Source organism: Herbinix hemicellulosilytica, from assembly GCF_002904165.1.
Classification (GTDB): Bacteria; Bacillota; Clostridia; order Lachnospirales; family Lachnospiraceae; genus Mobilitalea; species Mobilitalea hemicellulosilytica.
Genome location: NZ_CVTD020000017.1, coordinates 1 through 20,738, shown reverse-complemented (window position 1 = coordinate 20,738; position 20,738 = coordinate 1). Strand labels below are relative to the sequence as shown.

The window sequence follows — 20,738 nt, the reverse complement described above, 5'->3', positions numbered from 1 at the left end:
GTCAAACATATGTTACACCATACTTAATAAAATCATTTAAGACTTCTTGTGGCGATTTCCATCCCAGGGGTCTAATTGGAAAACGGTTATACTCTCTTTTGTTATATATAGTTAGCTGCTTACTGAAATCCTCGAATGAATAGAAGGTATGCGTTGAATAGAATCGCTCATTATCCTTTCTATGACTTCGTTCTACTTTACCATTATGCCTGGGCGTAAATGGCCGTATGAGTTTATGACGAATACCTAGTTGCTTAAGTCGTACTTCAAAAATTGTCGGTGTTTTAGCTTTATTTCCTGATGAAAGGCGTTTAGTGAATTCCATGCCATTATCTGTTTGAATGCATTCTATGGGCAGTGGAAATGCTTTTACAAGGTGCTCTAAAAACTGCATAGATGAATATGTACTACGCTCTTCAAAAGCTTCAACATAACGCCATCTGGAATATTCATCAATAGCAGTATACTGATAAAACTTTTGCCCCTTGGCTTCATTAACCAGGCATGAAGAAGGTACGGCCTTGACATCAATCTGGAACCTCTGGCCAGGATATGACATTTTCTCATAAGGCTTAGGAATGTACTTTGGTTTTTTTGGTTTAGTAGGCATAAGGCTTTTCTTACGAAGAAAACGATATAGACCGGTGATGGATCTTTTATAGCCACGTTGCCTAAGTTTTACCCAAAAAACAACCAAACCATCATGAGGATTACGACGGCGCATGTTATTAATAAGTTTGATTTCTTCTTCAGTATGCTGATTAGGATGATGATGAGGCCTTCTGGACCGATCTCTAAGAGAATCCCAAGAGCCATCGTAACGGCGTTTCCAGCGATAGACATACTGGCGATTGGTTTTATAACGAGCAGCAGCTTTTGAAACACCATATTTATCAGCATACTTAATTAATGCTAGTCTAAATCTCATATCCTGTGTTATAATAGCCATACGGAAATGCTTCTCCTTTCTGTTTGTATTTTTGTATGGTAACTTAAATATAACACAAAAGAGAGCATTTCCGTTTTTATTTATTTAATTTTGTAACACATGTATTGTAAACCTACAGACAGAAAAATAAAAATTTTAAATTACTATTGATTTTTTATAAAATATACTGTAATATATGAAAGGTTAAACTTTTTTACGAAAGTTTGCCGAAAATAAAGTCAAAGGAGAAAGATATGGAAAGGAAATCACTACACAAAAAATTAATACTTGGCATTCAACATGTATTGGCCATGTTTGGTGCAACGGTATTAGTACCAGCGCTGACAGGGCTTGATACATCAATTACTCTATTTTGTGCAGGAACAGGAACCTTGTTATTTCATTTGATAACGAAAAAGAAGGTTCCTGTTTTTTTGGGTTCAAGTTTCGCTTTCATGGTAGGAATCATGGCAGTTATAGGAAATTCCAGAATAGGGGATCCTGATTTTCTTCCTAAACTGGCTGCCGTAAAAGGCGGACTTATTGTGGCCGGTCTTGTTTATGCGGTATTTGCTTTACTGATTAAGTTTGTTGGCTACGAAAAAATTAATAAGTTGCTTCCGCCAATTGTAACCGGACCCATAATAATTGTTATAGGCTTAAGACTTAGTAGTGTAGCCATTAACAACGCTTTCTTCCTGACAACTGAGACCGGAGAGCAGGTATTTAGTTTTAAGGCTGTGTTGGTAACGGTGGTTGTACTGGCAACTTGCATATGCATCTCCGTTTTTGCAAAGGGTATATATAATCTGATGCCAATTCTGTTTGCTATAATTGCAGGTTATTTAGTTTGCATTCCTCTTGGTCTTGTAGATATCACTCCTGTAAGACAGGCAGAATGGTTCTCTTTCATGGACGAAAATATAATGAAGCAATTATTGCTTATGCCTAAGTTCGAACTTGATGCTATTCTTGCGATAGCTCCGATTGCCTTGGTTACTTTAATAGAACATGTCGGTGATATAACAACCAACAGTGCGGTTGTGGGTCAGAATTTCATGGTTGATCCGGGGGTACACAGGACTTTACTTGGAGACGGTCTTGCAACATCCTGGGCAGGTTTGCTTGGTGGACCTGCAAATACAACTTACAGCGAAAATACCGGAGTCTTAGCAGTTACAAAAAATTATGATCCCGCAGTTATCCGTGTTGCGGCTTGGATTGCGGTTTTACTAGGCATTATAGGTAAATTTGGCGGTTTTGTAAACAGTATACCGGCACCCGTAACCGGCGGAATAAGTATAGTATTATACGGTATGATTTCTTCTGTTGGAGTACGTATCCTTGTTAAATCCCAACTGAATTTTGGTAACAGCAGAAACCTGATGATTGCCGCAATCATATTTGTGCTGGGTATCGGTTGTGACAGTATCCCTATTACAGATACTGTAAGCATATCCGGTCTTGCCCTGGCGGCATTTGCGGGAATATTCCTTGCTCTGGTGCTTCCGGTCGGTAAAGACAATATTTTAGAAAAAGAAGAGACCAATTAGAAGAATATCGGCACATATAAAAAATTAAATATTAGAATACACATAGATTAATAAATATATGCAGAATCGGTTACCATCTCATAAAGAGGCTAATATCCTGTTTGTGAGATGGTAATACTTTTTTATGACAGAATGATTTTAAATAAATTATTTTTACTTTAAAATATGGTATACCTTGGAACTTAATAACTCATATGATATAATGTTATATATAAGCAGATTGGTCTGTAAACTATGAATTGCTGACAGGAGGCCAGAACATGAAGCATTTAGAAAAACTGACATCTACATTACAGGGATTTACCGGGACGATAAAGCGTTTTCCGCTGACGATTGTTTTCTTTTTTTCTTCGGCCATTCTGACATCCTATTATATAACCAAAGAGGCTGATGATAATTATTTTGAACTGTTATTTTCTTTTATAATCGGTGCGGCTCTTTTTATGGTGCTGCAATTATGCTATGAACGCTTTATTAGGTCGGAGAAAATCAGGCTTATATTCGCGACCATTGCTGTAATCGGAGCCATTATATATTACTTAATATTAAAATTTGCTGTTGAAGAAATCAGTACTGAAATTGCTGTAAGAACAATTGTCCTGTTATTTATACTTTTGATTTTATTTATATGGATTCCGTCCATGAAATCAAGAATTGGTTTTAGTGACAGCTTCATGGCGGTATTTAAAAGTTTTTTTACTGTGGCATTTTACTCGGCTGTTATGTTTTTGGGGATAGCCCTGATTCTGATGGCTATAGATATGCTGATTGCGGATATAAACAGCAAAGCATACAGGCATGTTCTGAATGCGATCGCTTTTTTATATGCTCCTTTACATTTTCTTTCATTAATTCCTTTATATCCTGCTTATAACAAAGATGCAAATGATTCTGTCCTAAATTTGGAAGATAATAATGAAAAGCAGTTAATAAAAGCCATAGAACCTTCAAAATTTTTGGAAGGCCTTATATCATATATTATTATTCCGATAACGGTTGTTTTTACTTTTATACTACTGCTTTATATAATTCTTAATATAACCGGCGACTTCTGGAAAGACAATCTTATGGAGCCTTTGCTGGTATCTTATTCCATTACGGTAATAACCGTGTATCTTTTGGCTTGTGTTATTAAAAGCAAAATAGCCATATATTTCAGAATGATATTTCCGAAGGTTCTGATACCGGTTGTATTGTTCCAGACCGTATCGTCCGTGCTTAAAATTGGGGAGTTGGGAATAACCGCAGGCAGGTATTATGTTATAATGTTTGGTATCTTTTCGACGGTAACGGCATTTATTTTCAGCCTGAGACCAAACAGTAAAACTAATATAGTTGCGCCTATATTAATTGTTCTTTCCCTGATATCTGTCTTTCCTGTAACGGATGCGTTTACCGTAAGCAGAAATAATCAGATCAGCCGGCTGACTGAAGTGCTTCAAAAAAACAATATGCTAAAGGACGGAAAGATCGTTCCGAATGCAAATATATCGCAGGAGGATAAACAGGTTATAATAAGTTCGGTTCAGTATCTGAGCCGGATGAATTATACTAAGGATATTGATTGGCTTAAGGCTTACAGTCAGTCGTATGATTTTGAAAAAACATTCGGATTTTCCCAATACGAAACGGATTATAGAGATCCCGTAGTATACAGGCTTTATCTGCCAAGTGGGGTATTTATAAACGTATCGGGATACGATTATATTATGGAAGCTGAATTTTATGGTAAGGATAACCAGGTATCATACGAACTTGCTGACGGAGAAAATAAAGAATATATTTTAATCCATGAAAATGATAATGATAGTTTAGGAAATCTTTTGCTGACAGACAGCCAAAAAAATGAGCTTATCAGTTTTTCGCTGAATGAAATCTTTGACAGGTTTACAGACAGGGATGAAAAAGTCGGTGAAATGTCTTTAGACGAAGCTAGGTTTATAGTAGAAAGTGCCAGTGTCTCTTTATGTATTGTTGCAAAAAGTGTAAATTATGAAGTTTGGGACGGCGGCTCATATCAAAATATTGAAGCGTTAATTATGATAAAGATTAAGTAGTTGGCAAATATTAAAATATTTATCATGATAGTTTTCTCTTAATTAAAGAATTTACAATTTAACAGTGTTAATTAGAATATGAAAGTTAGAGATAGTTATTGGGAGAAACAAATTTTACTTAACTATATGCTTTACGGGGAGGATAAAGATGAAGAAAGCGGCTTTATTTATATTGTTGCTTTTATCAATTTTTTCTTTAAGCGGATGCGCAGGCTCTTCAAAACAGTTTAAAAAACCTGAAAAAGGAGAAACGGTAGCGGAAATTAAAATACGAGATTACGGTTCGATATTTGTTAAGTTCTTTGAAGATGAAGCGCCCAAAGCAGTCGAAAATTTTATAACTCATGCCAGGGAAGGATATTATGACGGCCTTACTTTCCATAGAATTATTGAAGATTTTATGATACAGGGTGGTGATCCCAACGGGAACGGTACCGGCGGTGAAAGTATATGGGGGAAAGACTTTGAAGACGAATTTTCGGATGATTTGCATCCGTACCGGGGAGCACTTTGCATGGCCAATGCCGGGCCGAACACTAACGGAAGCCAATTTTTCATAGTTCAGTCTGAAGAAACATACACAAAGGATTATCTGACCTGGTTAGGATTGAACCTGGGTGTGGAATTTAGCGAAGAAGCCGTAAAAAATTACGGAAAAGTAGGGGGGACTCCCTGGCTGTTTAGAAGACATACGGTGTTCGGGCAGGTTTATGAAGGATATGATGTACTTGATGCGGTGGCAAAAGTCGAAAAACTTGACGAAGAAGCCGGAATACCGGCAGAACCTGTTGTAATAGAAACAATTCGTGTATTTGAATATGAATAAAAATAAATTGTTGTTTGAAGGGTGATGTATTATGAAGGTGTCTACAAAAGGAAGATACGGCCTTAGGGCTATGATTGATCTGGCCTTATATTCTCAAAATGATTCGGTACCACTGGTCAGTATAGCAGAAAGACAGGATATATCAAAAAGTTATCTGGAACAGGTTTTTTCAGCCCTGCGCAAGGCCGGACTGGTAAAAAGTATAAAAGGGTCCCAAGGCGGATATGTGCTTGCTTATGATGCCGACGAGATAACCGTCGGGATGATACTGCGAGCCCTGGAAGGGGATTTGTCTGTTGTTCCTATGGAAGACGAAGTTATAACCAATCCTATAGAAAGTTTTATCAGGGAAAGCATTTGGAATAAAATCGATGAAAGGGTATTTTCATTCATAGATGAATATACATTGAAGGATATTATCGAAGACTATATGGAGAGAGATCCTGCTCCTATGTATTATATTTAGTAAAATTTGGATATAATTTGTACTATTTTTTATTATTTGTTATTGACATATAGAAGAGCATGTTGTAGACTTATAGCAACAATAAATGAATATTGTAGAAGCCTCACTTAAAGACAGTGAGGTAGAGGCGCGGTATTTAACAGTCCCCAGTGGAGCCTGAGAAGCGATGAGGCTGGGGAGAAGGAAATATCGCCGAAGCATATAATATACTCGGTATTATATGCTGGGCCTGCAGTTAAGAGCTGCAGGACTGTCTCATAAAGTGGCCCGGCTTTATGAGTTGCGCTATCTCATTGGGGGGACAGGAGGATTATTGCGTTTAATAACCTGAGAGATAGTCTCAGGTTTTTTTATCCTCTGAATCTTTGTCCTGTATTTTTTTCTTGATGAAATCCTTTCATATATTAAAGTGTCTATTTATTAAAGCATTACATTAATAAAAGGTTTTAATTCGGTTATTTTATGAAAGGAAAATTATGTAAAGATTACATATTTAATTGGACAAAGATAAAAACCTTAATAGATAGGGTTAGGGAAAAGTTACGAAAATAAGGTTTTTAAAGAGGAGGAAATTTATGAGAAGAAAAGCAGCAGTACTGGTTATTTTTACAGCCATAATAATGGTTTTGACAGCGGCATGCGGTAAAAAAACTAATGACGGAAATTACTTTAGGGTCGGTATGGAAGCGGATTATCCTCCGTTTAACTGGACTCAGATTGACAATTCGAACGGGGCGGTTCCGATTGACGGCTCCAAAGAGTATGCCGGTGGATATGACGTTGAAATAGCAAAAAGAATTGCCGAAGGTCTCGGTAAAGAACTGGTTATAGTTAAAACAGACTGGGACGGCTTATTGCCTGCCCTTGTTTCAGGTAAAATTGATGCCATAATAGCAGGTATGTCGCCAACTGAGGAACGTAAAGAATCCATTGACTTTTCAGATAATTATTATGAGTCTGATCTGGTTATGGTAGTGAAAAAAGGCGGCCCGTACGAAAATGCGACCAAACTATCCGATTTTGCGGGAGCAAAAATTACCGCACAGCTCAATACCTTCCATTATACCGTAATCGATCAGATAGAAGGTGTAAATAAACAGACAGCCATGAATAATTTTGCCGCTATGAGAGTAGCCTTGGAATCCGGAGCTATAGACGGATATGTGTCCGAAAGGCCTGAGGCTGTAAGTGCTACTACAGCCAATCCGAATTTTGCTATGGTTGTTTTTGAAGACGGTTTTGAAACATCTCCTGACGATACCGCAATTGCTGTGGGACTTCGCAAAGGAAGCGAATTGTTGGATGATATCAATAAGATTCTGGCTGACATTTCTAAAGAAGAACGGATTAGAATAATGGACGAGGCTATCAAAAATCAACCCGGAGCAGAATAAGAAATATGATTTGGAGGCTGTCCTATATAATATAACGCTTGGAGAGCCTCCGTTTTTATGGTGTTGTTTAGATACTGGAAAAGAACATATATTGATTATGAATATTCGATATGGTAATTAAATTTATGCAAGTAATTTTAGTGATGAGATTTATAAATATTAGTAATGATACCTAAACACGAATTCGGCATATTTTAAATTGTTTAGAGGGTTTTATAAATATTAAAGACTTATAAATGAAATTTAATCTTAGATTTTGATTTTAATTGAGAGGTTTGGTGTAACCATAATGACATGGAAGTGGTTTTTTAAAGTAATTGTTGATTATTGGCCTATGTTTCTTAGGGGAGCCGGTGTAACCCTACTTATTTCTATTATTGGTACGGTTTTGGGATTTGCTATAGGCCTTATCATAGGAGTAATCCGTACAATACCCTTATCGGATAACATGGTAAAAAGAGTTATTTTGAAAATAGTAAATGCCATACTTACGGTTTATGTTGAAGTATTTCGCGGAACCCCGATGATAGTACAAGCTATGGTTATTTATTACGGATCTCTTATGCTTTTTAATATAGATATGGACAGGATGTTTGCCGGTGTTTTTATTGTTTCGATAAACACCGGAGCATATATGGCGGAAATTGTCCGCGGCGGAATTATTTCTATTGATAAGGGCCAATTTGAAGCTGCCCATGCCATCGGTATGAATCATATCCAGACTATGCTTTATGTGGTCTTGCCGCAGGTTATCAGAAATATTCTTCCTGCTACAGGCAACGAATTTGTAATTAATATCAAGGATACTTCGGTTCTTAATGTAATATCGGTTACGGAATTATTCTTCCAGACCAGTTCCATAACCGGAAACGTGTTCCGGTTCTTCGAACCTTTTCTTGTAGCATGTATTATTTATCTTATTATGACTCTGACTGTTACCAGGTTACTTAGATGGCTTGAAAAGAAAATAGACGGACCTGAACACTTTAATGTTATTCCGGGAAATCAGATGCAGGTTGCAAGACCGGAAGATTTGGCAAAAAAGGCCGGGCAGTAAGGCTTTGGCTAAAGGAGGAAGAGAAAGTTGGATAATATTATAGAAGTTCGGCATCTGAGCAAATGGTTCGGATCAAACGAGATTTTAAAGGATATAAATTTTAATGTAAAAAAAGGAGAGGTAGTTTGTATAATCGGGGCTTCCGGCTCCGGTAAATCAACACTTCTTCGTTGTATAAATTTACTGGAGAAGCCCAGTGGCGGAGAGATATTTTACAGAGGGAAAAATATCCTGTCAGATAAGCATGATTTGCAGGAGTACAGAACAAAGATGGGAATGGTATTCCAGCAATTTAATCTGTTTAACAATCATAATGTGTTAGGCAATTGCACCGTAGGGCAGATTAAGGTTTTGGGCCGCAAAAAAGAAGAAGCAGTGGAAACTGCCATGAAATATTTGAAAGTAGTTGGAATGGATCAATATATAAATGCAAAGCCCAGCCAGCTTTCTGGTGGGCAAAAGCAAAGAGTAGCCATAGCCCGGGCACTGTCAATGGAACCGGATGTTATGCTCTTTGATGAACCTACATCCGCTCTGGACCCGGAGATGGTAGGGGAAGTTCTTAACGTAATGAAAGATTTGGCCAAAAGCGGGCTGACCATGCTGGTAGTAACCCATGAGATGGGATTTGCCGCTGAGGTTGCCGATCGGGTTGTATTTATGGACAAAGGTGTTATTGCCGAAGAAGGCACAGCCCGGGAGATCTTCAACAATCCCAAGCAGGAACGTACAAGAGAATTTTTAAAAAGAATTATCGGAAACTAATATAAATTATCTTTATAAATATTATCATATAACATCCTAATATAAACACCTGCCGTCAAATGCCGTATACGGACATACGTCCGGAAAATGGCATCACAGCAGGTGTTTTTCTTTTTTTATATTTCTGTTCTTACATCCCGGCTGGGCATTTCGTCAGGATAGGAAGGGGTAGCGGAGGGTGGATTAGGCTGAATAATTTCGGATGTATTTTTCTGCTTTGAATCATTTTCTTTGTTGATATCGGTGTAATTATCATTATCCTCTTTCGTTCTTTTTTTGGGCGTTGCTCTGCTGTCATTGAATTTATTCATATTTATATCTCCTTTCGTAAGAAAATATATATAAGCAATAATATTGTTGTTAGAAACAGCAGAAATATTCCAATTTTATGATAATAAATAACATAATAGTGGAAAAGTTCTGCTGGATTTAATGAATTTGTAATAATAATTTTAAAAAAATGAAATTTATTTTAGCTTAAAATCAGTTACAAAATTCAGTTGAAATTGTAATGATTTTAAACGGAATCAAAATATAATAATATCTCTAAAATATCTGTAAATTCGGCATTTAATCAATCAACAGATGGAAGAATCTTGAATGATTTTATGAAATATATAGCAAATATTTTGGTGATAGATACCATATTTTATACATAAATTATGTAGTTCTCCATTATTTTACGGTTGTAACAATTGTTCTACTATGGTAGTCTTAAGGAGCAGCAAGACAGAAACCAAATAGGAGGTTAAAACAATGAGGAAATTAATTGTAGCTATATGTTCACTGGCACTTTCTTGTGCAGGTACTTTCGGCATCAATCAGCTTGTTACCAATGAAGGTTTAAATATAGATAAAAATATACAGCAAGTTATTATACAAGAGGATGCCGATGAAACACAGAATATGGCAAAGCTGCCTGAATTTACTCAGGAAACTGAAAGAAACGAAGCGACAGAAGATAAGGCTTCTGAGGCAGAAACGGCTGCCCCTACAACTGAAAATGCAAAAAGAGACGATACTAAAGAATTAAAAAATTCAAATACAGAAAAGAAAGATAAAACCGTTAATAATACAGGAAATGCCGCAAAAACCGGCAGTAGGAAAGCGAATACAAATAATACTGTTTCAACTAAAAATACAGTAAGCAGTAACAATGCTTCGAATGCCGGCAAGACTAATACAGTAACTAAGAATACTGTTTCTGAAGCTAATAACAGCACCGACACTGCTAACAATACAGCCACAGCAAACAAGTCCGGTAAAACAACAACTTATATATATAATAATGTTGACCTGTCCGATTGCTATTCGGTAAATGATGTAGTAAAGAAACTGCAGGATAAAGGATATACTAATATTACTGATGCTAATATCAATAATATAAGCGCTCTGAATGATATATTATCTTCATTAGGTCAAAAGAGTACCAATAATACTCAGAAAACCACCACTACCACACCGAAGGACACAAATGCAACAAACTCTAATTCAAGTTCAAAACCTAAGGAAACCGGAACAACATCGAAGAATACAAATTCTTCTAATACGTCTGCCAATACTACAAGCAGCAACAGCTATGCAGAAGAGGTATTAAGGCTTGTCAATGTTGAGCGTTCAAAAGCTGGACTTGCTCCTTTAACAACGAATGCTACTTTGAAAGCGGCAGCAGATAAAAGGGCTCAGGAAACATCCGTGTCATTTTCACACACAAGACCGAACGGTTCTAAATTTTCTACCGTACTACAGGAATACGGAATTTCTTACAGGACAGCAGGAGAAAATATAGCTTACGGTCAGAGAACACCACAGGAAGTTGTAAATGCCTGGATGAATTCTTCCGGACACAGAGCCAATATACTGAACGGTAACTTTAATAAAATAGGTATCGGTGTATACCAGGCAAATGGTGTAATTTACTGGTCACAGTTATTTACAAACTAATTAAACCATAAGGAGGCGGCTTTATTTGGCTGCCTCCTTTTTTCTTTGGCAGCTAAACCCTTTCGACGTTATATAGGCGGTAGTAACCCTGCGGGAAACCACATACGGGGCAGACTTCAGGAGCGCATAAGCCGTTCATGATGTTGCCGCATTGCATACATATCCAAAATTGAGGCTGTGGTTTGCAAAAAACCTGGTTTCTCAGAAGATTATTGTAATTTTCTTCAAATTGGAGAGCATGGTTAAGATCGATATTTGCTATACCGTTAAATAACGATTCCAGATTCGTATACCCTTCTTCCCCGGCTATAATAGCATTTTGCCTGTAGAGCTGAGACCCTTTGTAATTTTCAATTTGAGCGGAAGCAGCAAGGGCTTCTTCAAGATTAGGAAGAAGACCTTGATTCATCTGCCTTAGCCAGATCCTTGCATGTTCTTTGCTGTTTCTTTGGAATGTATCGTATATAAAGCCGATTTCCTGATAGCCTGACTGCCTTGCTATATCGCCATATATAGAATAAATAGTACTCAACATAAGTTCCAGTTCATAAGCATTTTGCAGATTTGAAAAGGTTCTGCTTTGTTGGAATTCCATATAATCTCCTTTCAGGATATAGGTTACTATATTTTATGTGATAAAATAACTAATATGTAAACAGGATAATTATCCTTCAATTCTTGGGCTTGCAGGATTGCAGTCAGGACGCTTGGTCAGGCCGGCCGTTTGGGATAATTTCCACAGATAATAACATTCTTCCCTTGCCATATGATCAGCCATAAGAGGAAAGAGAGTTCCAAGTACCTGTCCGCTTATTCTTTGGTCCCTGATTTCTTCCAAAAAGTCTTTAAATAAAATTATCGCTGTTTCTACCTGTTTGTTTAACCGGTCAAGGGCCGGAAAATTATTTATCTGCGTCCGAATGTATCCGTTCATAATTGTTGCTTTAAGAAGCAGATCAACAAATAGGGTTTCAAAATGGCTGCATTTATCAATCATATCCTTTTCGACAGGGTCCAAATTCGATGATACAGAAGCGGCATGCCCGACAGCGTCTGTTAACCACAACAGATGATAATGCAGGGGATGAAACAATATGGATTCTTTAGATTGCAGTAAAGACAAAACTGTCAGATATTCTTCCAGTTCATTCAGCATATCATTTATGAAGGTGGAAGAAAGGTGTATTTTTATATCCGAATTTAAGGTAAGTGACAATAGAAGAAGTTTAAATTCACGCAAATGAAGAGACATTTTATAAGCCTGATCCGTAATCCGTTCAAGCTCATCGATTCCCGATATGTTGTTTACTCCGTCAAGAAGTTCATCAAAAGCTATAATAAAGTCTTGTGATCTTTGGAGATATTCTATTTCATTTGGGGCCAATGAGAAAAATATAAATCTGGCGTGGTCACCCATAATCTGCAGCCAAAATCTATGTTCAGCCACTGCAATATCAAAAAAATTATGCTCATCCATAATTTGCCTCCTGCGTTACTCTATACTCTATGTATATGCAAGGTAATAAAATCTTATAGCACAACTTAGACTGCATAACCAAAATTAACTATTAAACATACGTAATTATATTGGAACTAAAAAGCTGCTTCTTCGTCTAATTATTGTAAGCGCTTAACAAAGTAATAAATTTTGATAGGAGGATAATATGATCAGAAAAAATATGATAAAAACTTTTGCACTTGGTTTATGTATATCAGCAATGTGGACAGGAGCAGCATTTGCGCAGTCCGGCGGCGGTTCTTCGCCTGCATACGTAGGAACGGTAAACACACAAGACCAGGCTTTGTTCGAAAAGCAAAGAGAAATGGATCAATATCTTTTTGTTGACCATGTAAAAGATATAGAAAAATTGGGATTTATGGTGGTCTACACCGGAATTGCAAAAGATTATGTTGAAGTAGGCATAACTCCTTACAGTGAGGAAAATGCAAAAATATTGTACGACTTATTCGGCAAGGATTTGGTTAAGGTTGTGGCCAGCGATCCGGTAATCTTTCAGTCAGAGCCGCTTGAAGCCCCCGACGCAGATGTTTATAATGCAGGGGCTGATATAACAGATACAGGCGACACACCGGTATCTGCCACTGCATCTGACGGGATTTTGATGGAAAAAGATGAAATTGAGGATACTGCCATAGAAGAAGAGGAATTTAAAATTCAAATTCAGGCCTTTGAGGAAGCCGAAGAAAAAGATTTAGCCGAAGAAACTGATGAGATATTATATGCAACAGGTTCTGAGGAAAATGCGGAAGAAGTCATAGATGAACTTAAGAGAACTTCTATCGAAGATGATAATATTAGAACCATTTCGGATAAGGATAGTGAAAAAGAAGAGAAGAAGTTATCAATACCGGGTATGGCAGCTGCAATAGCTGGCGGAGTAGTTTTGCTTGGAGCATCTACCGTTGCATTAAAGAAAAAGAAAATGGGTAAGGATATTAAGTAAATTTTGCCGATGACAATAAGCCAATGGGATTTTTATTTAATCCCACTGGCTTTTGTCAAATTATAATACCGGGTATTTATTTAACTATTTACAATATATGGAAAATAATAGTATAATTGCATTATGACAGATAATGAATTCGAAGTATAGAAAAATAAGACAAAGTAATTATACCCAATAACTGTATAATAATTATACTGTATGATATTAGCAAATATAAGAGTTTAAAATGCATAAAAATGGGAAGATTAATAATAGGGTATAAATATCCGCAGAAAGAAGGAAAGCAATATGATTGTCAGGGTCTATAATAATGCCGAAGAATATTTATTGGATTATGAATCGGTACTGCTGGAAAATGAAGCAGTCAGTCAGTTGGTGCTTTATAATGCATATCAGTGCAAAAATAATCCGGATTTATGTGATATTCTGTTTGGCGTGATTACGGATGATGACCGGGTTGTATTGCATTTCAGCAACATTCCGAACAGTAATATGGCAGTTTATGTCCAGGATTATGGCAAAGACATTCGCGAAGCGGCTATGGTGCTGGCCGGTTATATGGCGGATAATCAGATAAATTTTGAAGGTATCAGTGCAAAGTATGAGGTTTGTGAAGCCTTTATTGATGAGTACAGAAAAAGGGTTAAATGCACATTTGTGCAAAGGTTGGAAGCAGACATTATGGTAATTACGCAGGTAAATGAAATTAAACCGGCAGAAGGATATACAAGACTGGCATTATCCCATGAAGTAAAAATGTTGACCGACTGGATGATACAGTTTCAAATTGAAGCACTGGCTAAAGAAATAGATTATGAATCGGCGCTGGTTAAGACAACAAGAATGATTGACGACAATAGGCTGTATGTTTTTGAAGACAATAATGGAACTGTTGTATCTATGGCCGCTGCAAGCAGAAAGCTCGTCCATGGGATTGCTATAAACTATGTTTATACACCGGAAGAATACAGAGGACTAGGTTATGCGGCAACAAATATATATAATATCAGTAAAAAGTATCTTGATAAAGGTTATGATTTTTGTACTCTGTTTGTGGACAAGAAAAATATGCTTTCCAGACGGGCATATGAGAAGGTAGGCTACCATACGGTGGACGATATATACGAATATAAATTACTTCAGGTATAATTTTATGGTATTCTGAAGTAATACATAAAGGTCTGTTTCCAGGTAAGAAACAGGCTTATTTTTTTAAGTGTTTTTATAATGTTACTGTTTAGCTTATAATGAGTTAATTTCTGGATTTATCCATTATGATAATTGTGATATTTAGTTGTAATAGTAAAAGTTTTGATTCTGCTTTAAAAGCTGGAAGAAATAATAAAAGTTTTATTATATATAAATAAATTGATTTTAATATTTTCAGATAGTAAAATGAATTTATAAATTTTATTTAAACAATTGTCTAGGGAAGGAATTTTATAAACATTTTAAGAAAGGGATGCATTATATGAAAAAAATACGTTGGGGTATACTTGGTACAGGTTCAATTGCAACTCAATTTTCTTCAGCACTAAAAGCATTGGAGGATTGCAGCATTGCAGCAGTGGCATCAAGAAGTGCAGAAAGGGCAGAAAAATTTGCAAAAGAATTTCAAATTGAAAAAGCATATGCAGGCTATGAGGCTCTTATAAAAGACCCTGATATAGATGTTGTGTATATAGGACTTCACCATACAGAACATAAGGAAATGGCTAAGCTTTGCCTAGAACATAAAAAGGCTGTCTTGTGTGAAAAGCCTTTTACTCTAAACAGCAAGGATACGAAGCAATTAATCGATATCGCAAAAGAAAATAAAGTATTTTTAATGGAAGCCATGTGGACAAAATTTTTACCGGCTACTAAAAGAATTAAAAAGTGGATTGACGAAGGAAGGATAGGTAAAGTCCTTCATATTAGGGCATCCTTCGGTTTTTGCTTTGAGTTTGATTATAACCACAGACTGTTCAATCCTGATTTGGGCGGCGGTGCCCTTTTGGATTTAGGGGTTTATCCCATAACCTATGCCACATATCTTCTTAACCGTTTGCCTGATAAGATATACAGCAGCGCAATTATGGGCAAAAGCGGGGTTGACGAGCAAAATGTTATTTTGCTTCATTACAATGACGGAACTCTGGCAGATTTAAGCACTGCTTTATGTGCTCAATTAGGTTCAGATGCCCTTATATTTGGTGAAAAAGGTTATATAAAAGTGGAAAAATTCTTTAAGGCTGACTCTGCCTTTTTATATGACAATAATCTTCAATGTGTTGAGGCATTTAAAGAACCATATATAGTTAACGGCTATGAATATGAAGCTGCCGAAGTTAACAGATGCTTAAGGGAAGGTCTGCTTGAAAGTCCGATAAATCCGTTGCAAAGTACCCTGGATGTTATGAATATAATGGATGAAATCCGTATGCAATGGGGACTTGTTTATCCTCAGGAGCTAAAATAAATTCACAATTTCGACATAGATAACTGCTAATATATAATTAATTTTACATATCTAAGTCGGAGGTGCCCCATGGAAAAGCTAAAGATACTGGTCGTCGATGACGAAAGCAGAATGAGAAAGCTGGTAAAAGATTTCCTGGTACGAAACGATTACGAAGTTATTGAAGCAGAAGACGGTGAGCAGGCCTTGGATATATTTTTTTCCAATAAAGGCATTGCTTTAATCATATTGGATATCATGATGCCGAAAGTCGACGGATGGCAGGTATGCAGGGAAATAAGACAGTATTCCGATGTACCTATAATTATGCTTACAGCCAAAGGGGATGAAAAGGACGAACTGCTTGGATTTGAACTCGGAGTGGATGAATATATTTCCAAACCATTCAGTCCCAAGATACTGGTGGCAAGGGTGGAAGCCGTACTTAGAAGAACAGCAGGAATTGACGATGAGGTTATAGAAGTTGGGGGAATTACTCTTGATAAAGCGGCCCATCAGGTAAAAATAGACGGCGTTCCCATAGAATTAAGCTTCAAGGAATTTGAGCTTTTGTCCTACTTTGTCAAGAATAAGGGAGTTGCCCTGTCAAGAGAAAAGATTCTTAATAATGTATGGAATTATGACTATTTTGGGGATGCAAGAACTATAGATACCCATGTTAAGAAACTAAGAAGCAAAATGGGGGATAAGGGCAGTTATATCAAGACCATTTGGGGGCTTGGATACAAATTTGAGGTGGATGAATGAAACATTCCATAAGGTTTAAGCTGTCAGTATTACTTGCAGCATTGATAGCATTTACAATATTTATACCGTGGTTTATCAACCGGACATTTTTGTCCGATTACTATCTTCATTGCAAAGTAGACAAGTTGGAAGATGTTTTTTACAAAGTTCAGGATATATATGCCAACAGTAAAGAAGAGATTTTTTTGGCCGAAGAAGACACATTAACAATGGAGAAGCTGTCTTCAAGCAGTGATGTCAATATTTATGTTCTGATGTCTTTTGCTGGGGCACCGGTATCCAGTTATCCTCATCCGAATGATCTTGGCGACAGAGAACAATACCAGATACAATCTTTAATAAGAGACTATATGAGCAGAAATGCCAATAGCAAAAACAGAACAGTTATAGAAGAATGTGAGAATTATGTTATATACAGGCTGTATGACAGTAGGCTGGATGCCAATTATATAGATCTAATTGGCTTAGTGGATGGCAATAAGGTTGTATTTTTAAGGTCTAATTTTGAAAGTATTCAAGAAAGCGTTAATCTGTCAAACCAATTTTTGGGATATGTAGGCCTGATTGCAGTTATTATAGGTATAATTGCAATGTTTATAATAAGCAGCAGGTTTACAAAGCCAATTCTTGATCTTTCCAATATCGCCAAACGTATGGCAGATCTGGATTTTGAAGCAAAATACCCAATTAACAGGAAAGACGAAATTGCCGAACTTGGAGCCAGCATCAACATTCTGTCTGATAAGCTTCAAAAAACCATATCAGAGCTTAAAAAAGCAAACAATGAGCTTAAAAACGATATTCAGAAAAAGATAGAAATTGATGAAATGCGCAAAGAATTTCTTTCCAATGTGTCCCATGAGCTTAAAACTCCGATTTCACTAATTCAGGGTTATGCAGAAGGCCTTATGGAAAATGTTAACGAAGACGAAGAAAACAGAAACTTTTACTGTGAAGTTATAATTGATGAAGCAAATAAAATGAATCAACTGGTTAAGAAACTTCTGACTTTAAATGAGTTGGAATTCGGAAACAATCAGGTAAATTTTGAACGGTTTGATATTGTTCAATTAATAAAATCGGTACTGATGTCTACGGAAATACTTTTTAAACAGAAAAATGTAACCATCCATTTTGAAGATTACGGGCCAATATACGTATGGGCAGATGAGTATCTGATAGAACAGGTGGTTACAAATTACATCAGTAATGCCCTCAACCATGTAAGCGGCCAAAATATTATTGAAATAAAACTTATACCAAGGGGAAACGTATTAAGGGTGGCTGTCTTTAATACAGGCCAAAATATTCCGGAAGATGAACTGGATAAGATATGGATTAAATTCTATAAGGTAGATAAGGCAAGGACGAGGGAATACGGCGGAAGCGGAATCGGTCTTTCTATTGTAAAGGCAATTATGAATTCCCATAACAGAGAATGTGGTGTTATAAACCGCAATATGGGTGTGGAATTCTGGTTCGAGGTGGATTTGACATAATCATACCAATTTATCATTTGGTTCTAGTTGAAGAAGATAAAATTTAATGGTAAGATTATTGATATAAAATATACTTAGCATAGTCGAATACGGGAGATTGGGGGCTTAATGCTGTGAAAAAAATTTCTTTTGTACTTATATGTATATTTGCACTTTTGCTTACGGGATGTATGAAAAAGTATCCGTTAAATGAAAATAACATAAATGCAGTGGCGGAATATATGGCCGGATTACTTCTAAAGTATGATAAAAATTATTCCGCGGATTTACTAAGTTACAGTAAGATAAACGAAACTTCCGCTTCTGAAGAAAAAGAAGACATAAATGATATTGCAGAAAATGATTCTAAAGACAGTAATACTGATACGGTTAACGAGGATAATAACCGAAATGAAAGCGAAACTAAAGAATATACTTTATCCGAAGTTATAGGGGAGACAAATTTTGATTTTCAGTATGTAGGATATCGTACGGTTGATACATTATCCGACGATGAAACCAATCAGGTCTTTTACATCGATGCCAAACAAGGATATCGGTTTTTTGTGGTTGAATTTGAGGTTGAGAACATAACGGATAGTGAAAAACTACTAGACCTTATTAAATCAGACGCAAGGTATATGCTTCATATAAATGATGAAACCACATATAGACCTCAGTCGGTCCTTTTGGAAAATAATCTGCTATTCATTAATACGAATATAAAAGCCGGAGAGAAAATATCTGCCATATTGGCATTTGAAGTTGAGGAAGATGCGGACTTATCAAATGTTAATTTGGTTGTTACAAATGATACAATGACAAAAGAGCTCAAAGTTAAATAAAATATATATTTTTTAAAGGGGTTAACAATGATATATATAGAAAGAAAACGTACGTTATTTTTTGGACTTCCTTTAAGTTATACAAAGTATACTATATCGGAAGAAAAATTAACAATAACATCCGGCTTTTTGAGTATCACCGAAGACGATGCATTTATGTATAAGATACAGGATGTACGCCTTACAAGAAGCTTTTGGGAAAGGATATTTAAACTGGGTACAATCACTTGCTATACCGGTGATACCACCCATCCTAAGCTGGTATTGGAACATATCAAACGGCCGGGGATTATAAAGGATTTTATTTTATATGCCTCCGAAGAAGCAAGGAGAAAAAGAAGAGCCTTAAGAGCTATGAAAATGGAAGAAGAAGATATATCACAAAGCAAAAGCGATTAAATCCAAAAATTTAATTGACAGGCATAAAAGAATAATATAACACCATATAACAAAATGAAATTATGCAGAGTGGAAGAAAATATACACTCTGCATTTTATGTATAAGATTTTTTATAGTTGCTATGAGATTATTTTCCTACAGAATGAGTTTTAGACTTGGGCCCGGAACTTTCATTTTTTATTCCCGAAAATAATAAGAATTTTGGGAAGGTTCCTTTAATAATTAAATTTATTCATATTAAATTAAGAGAACAGAAAATAAAACAGAAAAACAATAAGAGATAATAAGAGATAATAAGAGATAATAAGAGATAATAAGAGATAATAAGAGATAATAAGAGATAATAAGAGATAATAAGAGATATATATCTTGATAAAAGTAAAATTATATAATGAAAAGGATGTATAAATGAGTTATGTGTGGAGTTACAAATCCTGAAAAATTTGAATATAAAAACGGATTTGAGATAGACAAAGAGGTTAAAATAAAGAAACCGAAAATTATTATAAAAAAGCAAAAAAGAATTCTTGAACTTTGGGATGGAGACATTTTATATGGCAGCTACCCTGTAGGATTAGGATGGAATCCGATTGGGGACAAGAAAAAGGAGGGAGACGGCAGGACCCCTGAAGGTGAATATTATATCTGTATAAGAAACAGTAAAAGCAAGTTTTATTTATCGTTAGGGATATCATATCCAAATAAGGAAGACGGAATGGAGGCTTTAAATGCGGGTTTAATCGATCAAAAAACATACGAGAAGATTGCAGATGCTGTTAACCGTAAAATAACTCCTCCCTGGAATACACCTTTGGGCGGTGAAATAATGATACATGGGCACGGCTCCCATTCGGACTGGACTGCCGGTTGTGTGGCGGTAGATAACGATATAATGGATATATTGTGGGATAATTGCCCGACTGGAACTCCGGTAATTATAGAGCCGTAAAAAACATAACGGAAAGACTTAAAATAAAGTTTTCTAATTAAGATTGACTTTATATTTAGATCGTGATAATATAGGTCCACATCTGATACAGGAATAAATTTTGTTAATTGAATAAAAAATTAATACAATTTCGTATTGACATTATAAATTAGATGTGATAATATGGACATCCGCTGATGACAAAGGGGCAACCGCTTATAAGTATTGCTTATTATAAGAAAAAAATAATTAATATAAGCGGTTGACATAAATAAGCAGATATGATAAAATTAGATCTTGTCGGCGGCAATAAATAACCGACAAAAAACGAATAAAATCAGCAAGATTAACAGAACCTTGATAACTGAACAGTGAAACAACCCCGAAAATTCTAAAAGCCGAGGTCTAAGTGCAAGACCAA

General features: G+C 36.1%; 20 protein-coding genes and 1 riboswitch. Of the genes, 16 read left to right on the top strand and 4 right to left on the bottom strand.

Translation table 11 applies throughout. The annotated features are described in order from the left end of the window. Position 1: 1 nt before the first annotated feature. Entirely contained in the window at positions 2 to 949 is a 948-nt protein-coding gene (locus tag HHT355_RS08060) for a DDE-type integrase/transposase/recombinase (protein ID WP_103201470.1), read from the bottom strand. A gap of 233 nt (positions 950 to 1,182) precedes the next feature. Between HHT355_RS08060 and HHT355_RS08055 the strand changes: the two genes are divergently transcribed. The 7 genes from HHT355_RS08055 (at position 1,183) to HHT355_RS08025 (ending at position 9,046) form a co-directional block, all read left to right on the top strand. Beyond that, entirely contained in the window at positions 1,183 to 2,481 is a 1,299-nt protein-coding gene (locus tag HHT355_RS08055) for a uracil-xanthine permease family protein (protein ID WP_103202933.1), read from the top strand. A gap of 260 nt (positions 2,482 to 2,741) precedes the next feature. Continuing rightward, positions 2,742 to 4,538: a DUF4153 domain-containing protein gene (locus HHT355_RS08050; RefSeq protein ID WP_103202932.1), complete on the top strand. Its 1,797-nt coding sequence runs from the start codon at positions 2,742 to 2,744 to the stop codon at positions 4,536 to 4,538. 148 nt (positions 4,539 to 4,686) lie between these two features. Further along, positions 4,687 to 5,364 carry a peptidylprolyl isomerase gene (locus tag HHT355_RS08045; RefSeq protein WP_103202931.1) on the top strand — a complete coding sequence of 226 codons (678 nt, stop codon included), beginning with the start codon at positions 4,687 to 4,689 and terminating at the stop codon, positions 5,362 to 5,364. Positions 5,365 to 5,395: 31 nt separating this feature from the next. Further along, the gene (locus HHT355_RS08040) at positions 5,396 to 5,830 is read left to right on the top strand and encodes an RrF2 family transcriptional regulator (RefSeq protein ID WP_103202930.1); all 435 of its coding nucleotides are present in this window, start codon (positions 5,396 to 5,398) and stop codon (positions 5,828 to 5,830) included. A 114-nt stretch (positions 5,831 to 5,944) separates the two neighbouring features. After that, a riboswitch (Lysine riboswitch) is annotated at positions 5,945 to 6,126 on the top strand. Positions 6,127 to 6,405: 279 nt separating this feature from the next. Continuing rightward, complete coding sequence (locus HHT355_RS08035) at positions 6,406 to 7,224, top strand: transporter substrate-binding domain-containing protein (protein WP_103202929.1); 819 nt, start codon at positions 6,406 to 6,408, stop codon at positions 7,222 to 7,224. Positions 7,225 to 7,513: 289 nt separating this feature from the next. Continuing rightward, on the top strand, positions 7,514 to 8,281 hold the full coding sequence (locus HHT355_RS08030; RefSeq protein WP_103202928.1) for an amino acid ABC transporter permease: 768 nt from the start codon (positions 7,514 to 7,516) through the stop codon (positions 8,279 to 8,281). 27 nt (positions 8,282 to 8,308) lie between these two features. Then, positions 8,309 to 9,046, top strand: coding sequence for an amino acid ABC transporter ATP-binding protein (locus HHT355_RS08025; RefSeq protein WP_103202927.1), 738 nt, complete (start codon positions 8,309 to 8,311; stop codon positions 9,044 to 9,046). A 116-nt stretch (positions 9,047 to 9,162) separates the two neighbouring features. On the opposite strand, the gene HHT355_RS08020 is transcribed toward HHT355_RS08025, so the two are convergent. Further along, the gene (locus HHT355_RS08020; RefSeq protein ID WP_103202926.1) at positions 9,163 to 9,357 is read right to left on the bottom strand and encodes a hypothetical protein; all 195 of its coding nucleotides are present in this window, start codon (positions 9,355 to 9,357) and stop codon (positions 9,163 to 9,165) included. A gap of 445 nt (positions 9,358 to 9,802) precedes the next feature. Here HHT355_RS08020 and HHT355_RS08015 point away from each other — a divergent pair, with 445 nt between their 5' ends. Next, positions 9,803 to 10,990, top strand: a complete 1,188-nt coding sequence (locus tag HHT355_RS08015; RefSeq protein WP_242967610.1) for a CAP domain-containing protein — start codon at positions 9,803 to 9,805, stop codon at positions 10,988 to 10,990. A gap of 52 nt (positions 10,991 to 11,042) precedes the next feature. Here the strand turns inward: HHT355_RS08015 and HHT355_RS08010 are convergent, their stop codons facing one another. Continuing rightward, positions 11,043 to 11,585: a rubrerythrin family protein gene (locus HHT355_RS08010; protein WP_103202925.1), complete on the bottom strand. Its 543-nt coding sequence runs from the start codon at positions 11,583 to 11,585 to the stop codon at positions 11,043 to 11,045. 69 nt (positions 11,586 to 11,654) lie between these two features. Next, positions 11,655 to 12,467, bottom strand: coding sequence for a DUF2935 domain-containing protein (locus tag HHT355_RS08005; RefSeq protein ID WP_103202924.1), 813 nt, complete (start codon positions 12,465 to 12,467; stop codon positions 11,655 to 11,657). Between the two features lie 187 nt (positions 12,468 to 12,654). Between HHT355_RS08005 and HHT355_RS08000 the strand changes: the two genes are divergently transcribed. The 8 genes from HHT355_RS08000 to HHT355_RS07965 all read left to right on the top strand — a co-directional run bounded on the left by HHT355_RS08000 (position 12,655) and on the right by HHT355_RS07965 (position 20,338). Beyond that, a complete protein-coding gene (locus HHT355_RS08000; protein ID WP_103202923.1) occupies positions 12,655 to 13,455 on the top strand; it encodes a hypothetical protein in 801 nt (266 codons plus the stop codon). Positions 13,456 to 13,746: 291 nt separating this feature from the next. Next, positions 13,747 to 14,607: a GNAT family N-acetyltransferase gene (locus HHT355_RS07995; RefSeq protein WP_103202922.1), complete on the top strand. Its 861-nt coding sequence runs from the start codon at positions 13,747 to 13,749 to the stop codon at positions 14,605 to 14,607. A 322-nt stretch (positions 14,608 to 14,929) separates the two neighbouring features. Continuing rightward, positions 14,930 to 15,919: a Gfo/Idh/MocA family protein gene (locus tag HHT355_RS07990; RefSeq protein WP_199179174.1), complete on the top strand. Its 990-nt coding sequence runs from the start codon at positions 14,930 to 14,932 to the stop codon at positions 15,917 to 15,919. Positions 15,920 to 15,988: 69 nt separating this feature from the next. Next, a complete protein-coding gene (locus HHT355_RS07985; RefSeq protein ID WP_103202920.1) occupies positions 15,989 to 16,666 on the top strand; it encodes a response regulator transcription factor in 678 nt (225 codons plus the stop codon). Next, entirely contained in the window at positions 16,663 to 18,165 is a 1,503-nt protein-coding gene (locus tag HHT355_RS07980; RefSeq protein ID WP_103202919.1) for a sensor histidine kinase, read from the top strand. Before HHT355_RS07985 ends, HHT355_RS07980 begins: the two co-directional genes overlap by 4 nt. 113 nt (positions 18,166 to 18,278) lie before the next feature. After that, positions 18,279 to 18,989: a DUF4352 domain-containing protein gene (locus HHT355_RS07975; protein ID WP_103202918.1), complete on the top strand. Its 711-nt coding sequence runs from the start codon at positions 18,279 to 18,281 to the stop codon at positions 18,987 to 18,989. A gap of 27 nt (positions 18,990 to 19,016) precedes the next feature. After that, entirely contained in the window at positions 19,017 to 19,388 is a 372-nt protein-coding gene (locus HHT355_RS07970; RefSeq protein ID WP_103202917.1) for a PH domain-containing protein, read from the top strand. 416 nt (positions 19,389 to 19,804) lie between these two features. Further along, positions 19,805 to 20,338 carry a L,D-transpeptidase family protein gene (locus HHT355_RS07965; protein WP_103202916.1) on the top strand — a complete coding sequence of 178 codons (534 nt, stop codon included), beginning with the start codon at positions 19,805 to 19,807 and terminating at the stop codon, positions 20,336 to 20,338. Positions 20,339 to 20,738: the final 400 nt, after the last annotated feature.

Bases quoted from the DNA above. Each gene is read 5' to 3' on its own strand.
- HHT355_RS08035 (WP_103202929.1), top strand. From the start codon at position 6,406: ATGAGAAGAAAAGCAGCAGTACTGGTTATTTTTACAGCCATAATAATG.
- HHT355_RS08040 (WP_103202930.1), top strand. From the start codon at position 5,396: ATGAAGGTGTCTACAAAAGGAAGATACGGCCTTAGGGCTATGATTGAT.
- HHT355_RS08050 (WP_103202932.1), top strand. From the start codon at position 2,742: ATGAAGCATTTAGAAAAACTGACATCTACATTACAGGGATTTACCGGG.
- HHT355_RS08045 (WP_103202931.1), top strand. From the start codon at position 4,687: ATGAAGAAAGCGGCTTTATTTATATTGTTGCTTTTATCAATTTTTTCT.
- HHT355_RS08055 (WP_103202933.1), top strand. From the start codon at position 1,183: ATGGAAAGGAAATCACTACACAAAAAATTAATACTTGGCATTCAACAT.
- HHT355_RS07995 (WP_103202922.1), top strand. From the start codon at position 13,747: ATGATTGTCAGGGTCTATAATAATGCCGAAGAATATTTATTGGATTAT.
- HHT355_RS07985 (WP_103202920.1), top strand. From the start codon at position 15,989: ATGGAAAAGCTAAAGATACTGGTCGTCGATGACGAAAGCAGAATGAGA.
- HHT355_RS08005 (WP_103202924.1), bottom strand. From the start codon at position 12,467: ATGGATGAGCATAATTTTTTTGATATTGCAGTGGCTGAACATAGATTT.
- HHT355_RS08030 (WP_103202928.1), top strand. From the start codon at position 7,514: ATGACATGGAAGTGGTTTTTTAAAGTAATTGTTGATTATTGGCCTATG.
- HHT355_RS07990 (WP_199179174.1), top strand. From the start codon at position 14,930: ATGAAAAAAATACGTTGGGGTATACTTGGTACAGGTTCAATTGCAACT.
- HHT355_RS08000 (WP_103202923.1), top strand. From the start codon at position 12,655: ATGATCAGAAAAAATATGATAAAAACTTTTGCACTTGGTTTATGTATA.
- HHT355_RS07965 (WP_103202916.1), top strand. From the start codon at position 19,805: ATGTGTGGAGTTACAAATCCTGAAAAATTTGAATATAAAAACGGATTT.
- HHT355_RS08010 (WP_103202925.1), bottom strand. From the start codon at position 11,585: ATGGAATTCCAACAAAGCAGAACCTTTTCAAATCTGCAAAATGCTTAT.
- HHT355_RS08020 (WP_103202926.1), bottom strand. From the start codon at position 9,357: ATGAATAAATTCAATGACAGCAGAGCAACGCCCAAAAAAAGAACGAAA.
- HHT355_RS07980 (WP_103202919.1), top strand. From the start codon at position 16,663: ATGAAACATTCCATAAGGTTTAAGCTGTCAGTATTACTTGCAGCATTG.
- HHT355_RS08060 (WP_103201470.1), bottom strand. From the start codon at position 949: ATGGCTATTATAACACAGGATATGAGATTTAGACTAGCATTAATTAAG.
- HHT355_RS07970 (WP_103202917.1), top strand. From the start codon at position 19,017: ATGATATATATAGAAAGAAAACGTACGTTATTTTTTGGACTTCCTTTA.
- HHT355_RS08015 (WP_242967610.1), top strand. From the start codon at position 9,803: ATGAGGAAATTAATTGTAGCTATATGTTCACTGGCACTTTCTTGTGCA.